This window comes from Corallococcus llansteffanensis, assembly GCF_003612055.1.
GTDB lineage: Bacteria > Myxococcota > Myxococcia > Myxococcales > Myxococcaceae > Corallococcus > Corallococcus llansteffanensis.
The window spans coordinates 1-10,336 of the sequence record NZ_RAWB01000359.1 but is presented as its reverse complement, the minus strand read 5'-3'; the positions used below and the strand labels follow the sequence as shown (position 1 = coordinate 10,336).

Sequence of the window (10,336 nt, the reverse complement as noted above, 5' to 3'; positions counted from 1 at the left end):
TTCTTGGGGTCGGCGTTGGGGGCGCGGCCCCAGTTGCCGCTGCCGTGCTTGAAGATCTGCACGCCCCGGCCGGAGCTGTCGCCTAGCATGCCGCTGATGGTGGCCTGGACGGGCTTGCCGCCGGACGGGTGGTAGATGACGCGCACCTTCTTCGCGGAGGGCAGCAGGGCGCTGGTGGCGTCGATGAGCAGGTAGACGGTGGTGCCGTCCGTCTGGACGCGCTCGGGGTCCTGGCGGTGGTTGAGGTCGGCGAGCAGCTCGCCGCCGTCCGCGCTGTTGGCGTCGGAGCCCAGTTGGCGCACCTTCACGCGCAGGTTCAGCTCCGCGGGGGCGTCCTGGCGCTTGTACTCACGCACGCCCTGGATGACGACGGCCAGGTCGGCGCCGTTCTCCGGGCCCTTCGTGGGCAGGTGGAGGCCGGACTGGGCGCTGGCGTCGGTGTCCAGGAAGAGGGTGACGTTGGCGCAGCGCTGCTTGCACTCGTCGCCGAAGGGCATCCGGTCGAACTTCAGCCGCATGGCGAAGTCGCTGCCCTGGGGCCCGATGGTGGCGTCGATGATGACGGGGCGTTCCTCGTCCGGGGTCGGCTTGTAGCGGAACGTGGAGCTCCCGCGGCCCGCGGCGGAGGCATCAACGCTGGCGAGCAGCGTGCAGGCGAGCAGGGTGGGCAGGCGCTTCACGGAAGGAGACCTCCTGGCGGGGCGGGCGGCGCCGCGTGAAAAGGGGCATTCAACGGGAAGGGGCCCAGGGCGGCAAGCCTTGGAAGTAGAGTGCTCGCACGGAGGACAGCCATGCCGACGCCGTTCGTACGCCAGCTCAAGCTGGGACCGATGGACAACTTCGTCTACCTCGTGGGGCCGGCGGACGGGCCGGAGGTGGTGGTGGTGGACCCGGCGTGGGACGTGCCGGCCATCGAGGCGGCGGTGGCCGAGGACGGCAAGCGGGTGGTGGGCGCGTTCGTGTCGCACTGCCACGGCGACCACATCAACGGCCTTTCGGAGCTGCTGTCGCGCCACGACGTGCCGGTGTACGCGCAGGCGGAGGAGGTCGCGTTCTCGCGCGAGCTGCGCACCTGGGGCGGGGACGCGCTCAGGCCGTTGAAGGCGGGGGATCCGGTGCCGGTGGGCTCGCGCACGTTCCAGGCGCTGCACACGCCCGGGCACACGCCGGGTTCGCACTGCCTGCTGGCGGACGACGCGCTGGTGTCCGGGGACACGGTGTTCATCAACGGCTGTGGCCGGTGTGACTTCCCCGGCGGCAACCCGGAGGCGATGTACCGCTCGCTGTCGCAGGTGCTGCTGAAGGTGCCGGACTCCGCGCGCCTGTTCCCGGGGCACGACTACGCGGACGTGCCGGTGGCGGGCATGGACGCCGTGCGCCAGAAGAACCCGTACTTCGCCTTCCCGGACATGGCGTCGTTCGTGGCGTTCCGGATGCGGCCGCGGAAGTAGGGCCGCCCTTTCCCGCTCACACCCGCCGGGCCCGGGCGACGGGCGGCATCCGCACGCCGGCCTGGGGCTTCGCGTGCAGCGCCCAGTACGCGGACACGCCGAGCAGCAGGAGCGACAGGAGCGTCCACAGGGCCGCCCAGACGATGGACGGCACCCAGGTCTCGCTCGCGAGGATGGCCGCGTCGCTCTGGGCCCGCACCGCGCTGTTCCACAGGTCGTCGCGCAAATCGAAGACGACGTAGAGCGCCGTGAAGGCCGCGAGGAACAGGTTGAGCGCGTCCACCACCCCCGACGGCAGGAAGCGCGCCCCCAGCCCCATCGCCGCCGCCATCCCCAGGCAGAACGCCAGGGTGAAGAGGTCCCCCGCGTAGAAGAAGCCCATCACCCCCAACCACACCGACGCCGCGCCCATCACCGCCCGGCCCAGCCGGAAGCGGAACGTGGCCAGCATCAAGAGCGCCCCCGCCACCGCGCTGCCCAGGTAGCCCGCCGAGGACACCACGATGCGGTTGAACACCCCGGGCGGCAGCCGCGAGAAACAGGTGCCTCCCTCGTTCACCTGCAGGTGAACCCGGTCCACCGACCCGCCCACGAGCAGCGAGGCGATGGCATGCCCGCTTTCATGCATCATCACCACCAACACCTTCACCGGCCACAACAGCGGCGAGTACCAGAAGTACCAGGACGCCCCCACCAGCAGCACCAGCAGCACCAGCCGCCCGACATCCAGTGTGGCTCCGCTCGCCGTCCGCATCGCTCGCTCCCTCTGACCCCTGCCTGCCTGGACACCAGGACAGACACCGGAACATTCAGGGGCGGTCCATCTTCCGCGAAAACGCCTTCCCCCGACACCGGAACGGTCGCGCTCGGGAACCGGACGGAGTAGGGAGGGGACACCATGAAGAAGACGCTCCTCCTCCTGTCGCTCGTGGCTGCCCCGGCCTTGGCCGGGGAAGGGAAGTGGACCCCCCAGCAGGTGCTGGAGCTGAGCCCCGCCTGGCTCAAGGCCCAGGGCCTCCAGCTTCCTCCCAGCAAGCTGTGGGACCCCAAAAGGGGCACCGGCCTGCTGGCGGGCACGGTGAACACCGGCGGCTGCTCCGGGTCGTTCATCTCCGCTTCCGGCCTCATCATCACCAACCACCACTGCGCCTTCTCCATCATCCAGGAGCACAGCTCCCCCCAGAAGGACCTCATCACCGACGGCTTCCTCGCGAAGCGCCCGGGGGATGAGCTTCCCGGCAAGGGCTCGCGCGTGCAGGTGCCGCGCGGCTTCAAGGACGTGACGGCGGACATCAATGGCGCCGTGCCCGTGGGCGCGGACGACCTCGCGCGCTACAAGGCCATCGACCGCAAGCAGAAGGAGCTGGTCGCCGAGTGCGAGAAGCGCCCCGCCACCCGCTGCCAGGTCGCGACCTTCGACGGCGGCGTCAACTACACGCTGGTGGACGCGGTGGAGCTGCAGGACGTGCGGCTCGTCTACGCGCCGCCCCGCGCCGTGGGCGAGTACGGCGGCGAGGAGGACAACTGGTCCTGGCCTCGCCACACCGGCGACTTCTCCATCATCCGCGCGTACACCGCGCCGGACGGAAGCTCCGCCCCGTACAGCGAGAAGAACGTGCCCTACAAGGCGGAGTTCTTCTTCCCGCTGTCCACCCAGGGCGTGAAGCCGGGCGACTTCGTGATGGTGCTGGGCTACCCGGGCACCACCTACCGCACGCTGCTCGCGGAGGAGATGGCCGAGCGCCAGGCGCGCTACTACCCCCGCGTGCGCGACGCGCTGGGCGAGGCCATCCGCCTGCTGGAGGCCGAAGGCGAGAAGGACCCCGCGGGGAAGATCGCCGTGGCCTCGCAGCTCAAGAGCCTGCACAACGTCTACAAGAACGCGGGCGGCCAGCTGGAGGGCCTGCAGCGCGGCCGCATCGTGGAGAAGCAGCGCGAAACCGAGGCCTCCGTCGTCGCCTGGGCCCAGAAGGGCGGCGCGAAGTGGAACGACGCTCTCAAGGCCCGCGAGGACCTGCTCGCTGAGCAGCAGGCGGCCTCGAAGACCTTCGAGCGCGACTTCCTGCTCGGCCTGTCCGGACGCCTCGCGCGCGGCCCCGCGCTCGCGACGTCCGTGGCCCGGCTGTCCATGGAGCGCGCGAAGCCGGACCTGGAGCGCCGCCCGGAGTACATGGACCGCGAGCTGCCGCGCATCAAGGACCGCCTGGAGCGCGAGCAGAAGAACCTCTTCATCGCCGCGGACAAGGCGCTCCTGCACGCGTTCGTGAAGCGCGCGCAGGCGCTCAAGCCCGACGAGCGCATCGCCGCCGTGGACACCCACTTCGGCAAGACGTACGTGGAGAAGGACGTCACGGCGAAGATCGATTCGCTCTACGCGGGCACGAAGGTGCTGACGCAGTCGGAGCGGATGAAGATGGCGGACGAGTCCCCCGCGCAGCTCGCCGCGCGCAAGGATCCGCTGCTCGCGTTCGGGCTGGACCTGGCGAAGGAGCAGGCGGCGCTGGACGACACCAAGGACCGGCGCCAGGGCGCGGCGTCGCGGCTGCGGCCGGCGTGGCGCAAGGCGGTGATGGCGCAGGCGGGCAAGCCCGTGGCCCCGGACGCCAACAGCACGCTGCGCGTGTCGTTCGCCAAGGTGCAGGGCTACGCGCCGCGCGACGGGGCGGTGTACCTGCCGCAGACGACGCTGACGGGCATGCTCCAGAAGCACTCCGGGGAAGAGCCCTTCAACGCGCCCGCGAAGGTGCGCGCGACGGCGGAGGCGAAGAAGTTCGGCCCGTGGGTGGACCCCCGGCTGAAGGACGTGCCGGTGGACTTCCTGTCGGACGCGGACACCACGGGCGGCAACTCCGGCAGCCCCACGGTGAACGGCAAGGGCGAGCTCGTGGGCGTGAACTTCGACCGCGTGTGGGAGAACGTCGCGAACGACTTCGGCTACAATCCGGACGTGGCCCGGAACGTCAACGTGGACGTGCGCTACCTGCTCTGGCAGCTCGACCAGGTCGAGAACGCGGACGCGCTCTTGCGCGAGCTCAACATCCGCAAGAGCTCCTCGCCGGTGGTGAAGGAGGCGCGCTGACATGTCGGACGCGGGAGAGGGGCTGCCAGCGCTTCCCACCTTCCGTCCCGACGAGCGGGTGTGCGGCAACTGCAAGCTGTGGAGCCCGCACTCCGTGGATCACCGTGGCTGGGTGGGGCCGTGCCGCATGAACAACTCGCGCGGCCTGTTCCCACCCTCCGCGCCCATCTGTGACAAGTACGCGCCCCGGGGCTCCGCGAGCCCGCTGCCCGTGGTCGTGACCGCGCGGGGCCGGGCGCCCGTTCGCAGCGTGGCGCCCGTGGTGGTGCGGCGGCGCGCGGACCCCAACGACGTGGTGGACCTGGAAGGGCTGAACATGACGCGCGAAGAGCTGATGGACATCTTCCGGGAGGCCGCCGGCATCAGTGAGCCGCCGCTCGCCGCCAAGTGGGAGGGCGGCACGGTGCGCCTCGTCCCGGGCAACCCGGAGCTGCAGGCGAAGGACCTGCCCATCGACAACCTGTTCCACAAGGTCACGATGGTGCGCGACCGCCTGCGCGTGCTGGAGCAGAAGCTCAACGCCCACCCCAAGCTCACCGAGGCGGAGAAGGTGGAGATGCAGAGCTACATCACCCGCGTGTACGGGTCGCTCACCAGCTTCAACGTCCTCTTCAAGGACAAGGCGGATCAATTCGTCGGCAGCAAGGGCGACGAGTAGTCTCCGCCCCCATGGCCCCGGAGTCTCCCCCGAGCCTCACGGCCGCTGGCCGCGCTCCTCCATCACGGTGAGGGCGCGCTGGCGGCCCCGGTGCAGGGTGCTCTTCACCGTGCCCTCGGGGATGCGCAGGAGCCGGGAGATCTCCGCCGCGCCCAGGCCGCGCACCTCGCGCAGGTAGAGCACCTGCCGCTGCTGGGGGTTCACCTCCTCCAGTGCTTCGTGGAAGTGGCGCTGCATCTGTTCACCCATGGCGTGCGCTTCCGGGGACACCATCTCCTGGGGCGCGTGCGTCAGCCGCTCCCGGCGCCTGCGCGCGCGCAGCCAGTTGATGCTGCTGTTGACCATCACCCGGTGCAGCCACGTCGTCCACGTCGCCCGGCCGTCCAGCCCCGGCGGCTGCCGCGACAGGCGCAGGAAGACGTCCTGCACCACGTCCTCCGCGTCGTCGGTGTCCCCCACGATGCGCCGGGCGATGGCGAGGGCCCGGGTGCGATGCCGGGCGTAGAGGTCGTTCAGGGAAGGGAAGGGGAGGACGGCGGCGTGCGGGCCCATGGCGGACGGTCTCCTGTGGCTCCCCCTGGAACGAATGGGCGCGACGAAGGGTCTATGACCCTGGAGGGCAGGTGGCGGGCCACCGCCGGACGGTTCCCCGGGACTCCCGGGCGGGGCCCCGGGCCGGCCAGCCCCCTGGAGGCCCCACCGGACACCGTTCACGGGGCCGGGCCCCGCCGCCTCGCCGCCGCGCGCGGTGCGCACCTTGCGGTCCAGGGGGGCGCCATGGCTCGGACAGCCGACATCGGGGGCAGGAGGCAGTTCATGCCCCGGCGGCGCGCGGGCCACGGCTTCGTGGACCTGCTCCTGGGGCGCCCTCTCACCAGCGCCCAGGCGATGCAGGAGAAGACGGGCGTCCTCACCGGCGTGGCGCTGCTGGGGCTGGACGCGCTGTCCTCCGCCGCGTACGGGCCGGAGGCCGCCCTCACCGTGCTGCGGCCGCTGGGCCCCGCGGGCGTGTGGCTGCTCTTGCCCATCACGGCCGCCATCGTCGGGCTGCTGATGATCGTCGCGGGCTCGTACGCGCAGACCATCGCCGCGTACCCCAGCGGCGGCGGGGCGTACACCGTGGCGCGGCAGAACCTGGGGCGGGGCGCGGGGCTGCTGGCCGCCACCGCGTTGATGCTCGACTACATGCTCAACGTGGCCGTGGGAATCTCCGCGGGCGTGGGCGCGCTGGTGTCCGCGCTCCCCTCGCTGCGGCCCCACGTGCTGCCCCTCGCCCTGGCGGTGCTGGCGCTGCTCACCCTGGTGAACCTGCGCGGCGTGCGCGAAGCGGGCGCGGTGTTCGTCGTGCCCACGTGGTTCTTCATCGGCTCCATCGCCGTGGTGCTGGGCGTGGGTGTGTCCAGGCTGCTCACGGGCCACGCGACGCCCCTCCAGGCCCCGCCGCCCCTGGTGCTGCCCACCGCGTCCGTGAGCGCGTGGCTGGTCATCCGCGCCTTCGCCAGCGGCTGCACGGCGATGACGGGCGTGGAGGCCATCAGCAACGCGGTGCCCCTGTTCCGCGACCCGTCCATCCGCCGCGCGCGCGCCACGCTGGGCATCATCGTCGGCGTGCTCGTCACGATGCTGCTGGGCATCGCGCTCCTGTGCCGGGTGTATGGCGTGGGCGCGACGCCGCCCGGGTCTGCGGGCTACCAGACGGTGCTGTCCCAGCTCATCGCCGCGGTGATGGGCCGCGGCGTCTTCTACTACGTGGCCATGGCGGCCATCCTCTGCGTGCTCGCGCTGTCCGCCAACACCAGCTACGCGGGCTTCCCGCTCGTGTGCCAGGTGCTGGCGCGCGAGCGCTACCTGCCCCCGGGCTTCGCCCACCGGGGACGGCGGCTCGCCCTGTCGCGCGGCATCCTCACCCTGTCCGGGCTGGCGGCGCTGCTGCTCATCGCGTGCCGGGGCATCACCGACCGGCTGATTCCCCTGTTCGCCATGGGCGCGCTGATGGCCTTCACGCTGTCCCAGGCGGGCATGGTGGTGCACTGGAACCGGCACCGGACCCAGGGCTGGCGGTGGCGCCGCATGCTCAACGGCCTGGGCGCGGTGATGACGGCGCTCACCCTGGCCATCGTGGGCGTGTCCAAGTTCGCGCACGGCGGCTGGGCCGCGTTCGTCCTCGTGCCCGCGGGCATCGTGCTCCTGTCGCGCGTCCATGCCGCCTATGCGCGCACGCGGCGCGCCACGGAGCTGCGCCGGCCCCTGCGGCTGAGTCCGGGTCCGCCGCCCGTCGCCGTGGTGCCGGTGGACCGCTGGTCCCACGCGTCGGAGACAGCGCTGCGCTTCGCGCTGGAGTTGAGCGACGACGTGCGCGCGGTGCACGTCTGCAGCGGGGACACCGACGAGCAGCAGCTGGACTCCCAGTGGCAGCACTTCGTCCAGGTCCCGCTGCGGGAGGCCGGCCGCACGCCGCCGCCGCTCGTGCACGTGGCGTCGCCGTACCGCGCGCTGGTGTGGCCGCTGCTGGACTACCTGGACGCGCTGCTCGCGGAAGCGCCGGGCCGCACCGTCGCCATCGTGCTGCCGGAGCTGCTGGAGGCGCGCTGGTACCGCGCCATGCTGTACGGCCGCCGCTCGGAGCTGATGCGCAGCGCGCTGCTGCTGTCGGGCGAGCGGCGCCTGGTGGTGGTCAGCGTGCCCTGGTACCTGCGCACCGCCGGGCAGACCGCGCCGCACTCCGCCTGGGCCGCCGCCGAGCACGGCGACCCCCCCGGCGGCTGGTAGGGGGCGCCGGAGCGCGGCGCCCCCGGCACGTCACTCCTGCTCGTCCTGCTTCGTCATGCCCCAGTCCTTCAGGCGCTTGAAGAGGGTGGAGCGGGCCAGGCCCAGCTCGCGGGCCACGCGCTCGCGGTTGTTGTTGAAGCGGCGCAGCGCGGTTTCGATGATCTGCCGCTCCAGCTTCTCCAGCATCTGCTCCAGCGTCATGCCCGGCGGCAGCTCCGGCACGGTGATGCCCGTCTCGCGGTTGACCTCCTGGTCGAAGGACAGGTCGCCCGCGTCGATGGACGGCCCCTTGCGCAACAGCAGCGCGCGGTGCACCACGTTGCGCAGCTCGCGGATGTTGCCCGGCCACGCGTGCTGCTGGAGTCTGTCCAACGCGGCGGGCGTGAAGCGCACCGTCTGCCCGCGCGGGGCGAAGGCGCGCACGAAGTGCTCCGCCAGCCCGACGACGTCACCCCGGCGGCTTCTCAGGGGCGGCAGGTGCAGCGGGACGACGCACAGGCGGTAGTACAGGTCCTCGCGGAAGCGCCCCTCGCGCGACGCCGCCAGCAGGTCGCGGTTGGTGGCCGCCACCACTCGCACGTCCACGTGCATGGGGCGGCTCGCGCCCACGCGCTTGATTTCACCGCTCTCCAGCGCGCGCAAGAGCTTCGCCTGGAGGTCCAGCGGCAGTTCGCCAATCTCGTCCAGGAACAGCGTGCCGCCGTCCGCCTCCTCGAAGGCGCCCTTGCGCGCGCCCACGGAGCCGGTGAACGCGCCCTTCTCGTGGCCGAACAGCTCGCTTTCAATCAGCTCCTTGGAGATGGCGGCGCAGTTGACCGGGATGAGCGGCCGGTTCGCGCGCGGCGAGCACGCGTGCAGCGCGTTCGCCACCAGCTCCTTGCCCGTGCCGGACTCGCCCAGGATGGTGACGGCCGCGGTGGACGGCGCCACGCGCTGGATGAGGTCCGTGAGCTGCCGCACCGATGGGTCGCTGCCGAGGATGCCGTGGAAGGCCTGCGCCTCCTTCTTCGCGGCGGGCACCGCCTCCAGGATGAGCTCCGCCTCGCCCACGCGCAGGCTGGTGGGCAGCGTCACCTCCGCCTCGAACAGGCGCACGGGCCCCAGCCACGTGCCGTTGGTGGAGCGCAGGTCCACGACGTGGAACACGCCCTCCTGGCGCGTCACCTTCAGGTGGCGGCCGGAGATGAACCGGTCCTGGAGCACCAGGTCGCAGCCGGTGTCCTTGCCCACCGTGAAGCTGTCGCCGGTGAGCCGGTGCACCGTCTCCGTGGTGCCCTGCTTCACCCGCACCTGCGCGGCCTGCCAGCGCTGCGCGTCCCGGTTCTGCACCGTGGTGGTGCTGCCCGCCTCGGTGGCCCGGTCCGCGTCCTCGCTGGCGCCGTGCTGGCGGAATACCGCGCGCCACTGGCCCAGCTCCAGGTCCGCGCCGTCGGGCAGGTCCGCGCGCTCCACCACCTTGCCCGCGACCTTCGTGCCCTTGCCGGACAGGTCCTCCACCCGGCACCGCTGCCCGTCCCACAGGAGGGCCACCTGCTGGCGGCTCACCTCCGGATCCGGAATGGCCACGTCGCTCGAGTCGCCCCGACCGAGCACCAACCGCGCCCGGTCCACCGCCACCCGCAACACTTCCTCGCCTCGACGGAAGAACACCAACTCCGGCATTCCAACCCCTCCCAACGCCCCGCACCGGGGGGCCGCGGGCAGCGCTTTACACGGCGCGTGCGCGGGCATCAACCCGGGGCCGGGCGATGGGAGAGGGCCAGCCTCGTGCTAGCGCTTGGCCGCGAAGCGCGGGCTGCTCACCATGCCGGTGAGCCGGCCGCCGCGGTAGCCCGGGTTCTCCCGGTCCACCGGCAGCATGTTCACCGCGAGGGCCAGGGGCCCCAGCCGCTGCTGGAAGGCCTGCTCGAACTTGAGCCGCACGTCGAGCCCCAGCTCGCTGTACTCCAGCCGCTTGCCCAGCTTCACCGTGCCGGTGCCCAGGCCCTCCAGGTCCTCGCTCTTGAGGTTCAGGTCCTTCACCGTGCCCAGGCCCTTCTCGAACTGGAGGTCGCCCTTCAGCTCGCCCAGCACCACGCGCGGCAGGTCCATGGGCATCCCGGGGCCTCCACCCATGGGGATGGCCGCCTTGCCTCCCTTGATGGTGAGCCCCTGGGTGTCCAGCGCCACGGTGCCCGTCGCCTGCGACCAGTCCACGGCCTGGCCGCGGATGAGCGTGCCCGGCGCCTTGAGCGACACCTTCGCGTTGAGGGTGCCCTCCATGTCCACGCCGGTGTAGCGCGGAAGGTTGCCGCCGCCCGCCTGCAGCCCGTCCACGTCCACGTCCAGCGACGTGCCGCTCAGGCCGCCCACGGTGACGTGCACCGTGCCGCCCATCGC

9 protein-coding genes are annotated in these 10,336 nt (G+C 71.9%); 4 read left to right on the top strand and 5 right to left on the bottom strand.

The features are described from left to right. Positions 1-680 (bottom strand): hypothetical protein (locus D7V93_RS28105; protein WP_120646319.1); only part of this gene is annotated, 680 nt, incomplete at its 3' end. 111 nt (positions 681-791) lie between these two features. Here D7V93_RS28105 and D7V93_RS28100 point away from each other — a divergent pair. Further along, complete coding sequence (locus D7V93_RS28100) at positions 792-1,451, top strand: MBL fold metallo-hydrolase (RefSeq protein WP_120646318.1); 660 nt, start codon at positions 792-794, stop codon at positions 1,449-1,451. 16 nt (positions 1,452-1,467) lie between these two features. On the opposite strand, the gene D7V93_RS28095 is transcribed toward D7V93_RS28100, so the two are convergent. Then, entirely contained in the window at positions 1,468-2,205 is a 738-nt protein-coding gene (locus D7V93_RS28095) for a M50 family metallopeptidase (RefSeq protein ID WP_120646317.1), read from the bottom strand. A 144-nt stretch (positions 2,206-2,349) separates the two neighbouring features. On the opposite strand from D7V93_RS28095, the gene D7V93_RS28090 reads away from it, so the two are divergent. Further along, positions 2,350-4,530, top strand: coding sequence for a S46 family peptidase (locus D7V93_RS28090; protein WP_120646316.1), 2,181 nt, complete (start codon positions 2,350-2,352; stop codon positions 4,528-4,530). Position 4,531: 1 nt separating this feature from the next. Then, the gene (locus tag D7V93_RS28085; RefSeq protein WP_120646315.1) at positions 4,532-5,188 is read left to right on the top strand and encodes a DUF8685 domain-containing protein; all 657 of its coding nucleotides are present in this window, start codon (positions 4,532-4,534) and stop codon (positions 5,186-5,188) included. A gap of 36 nt (positions 5,189-5,224) precedes the next feature. On the opposite strand, the gene D7V93_RS28080 is transcribed toward D7V93_RS28085, so the two are convergent. Further along, complete coding sequence (locus D7V93_RS28080; protein ID WP_120646314.1) at positions 5,225-5,740, bottom strand: RNA polymerase sigma factor; 516 nt, start codon at positions 5,738-5,740, stop codon at positions 5,225-5,227. A gap of 264 nt (positions 5,741-6,004) precedes the next feature. Between D7V93_RS28080 and D7V93_RS28075 the strand changes: the two genes are divergently transcribed. Then, positions 6,005-7,957: an APC family permease gene (locus D7V93_RS28075; protein ID WP_120646313.1), complete on the top strand. Its 1,953-nt coding sequence runs from the start codon at positions 6,005-6,007 to the stop codon at positions 7,955-7,957. 30 nt (positions 7,958-7,987) lie between these two features. Here D7V93_RS28075 and D7V93_RS28070 read toward each other — a convergent pair whose 3' ends face one another. Next, complete coding sequence (locus tag D7V93_RS28070) at positions 7,988-9,619, bottom strand: sigma 54-interacting transcriptional regulator (protein ID WP_120646312.1); 1,632 nt, start codon at positions 9,617-9,619, stop codon at positions 7,988-7,990. 108 nt (positions 9,620-9,727) lie between these two features. After that, positions 9,728-10,336: type II secretion system protein GspN (gene gspN, locus D7V93_RS28065; protein ID WP_120646311.1), on the bottom strand; the 609-nt coding region annotated here is incomplete at its 5' end.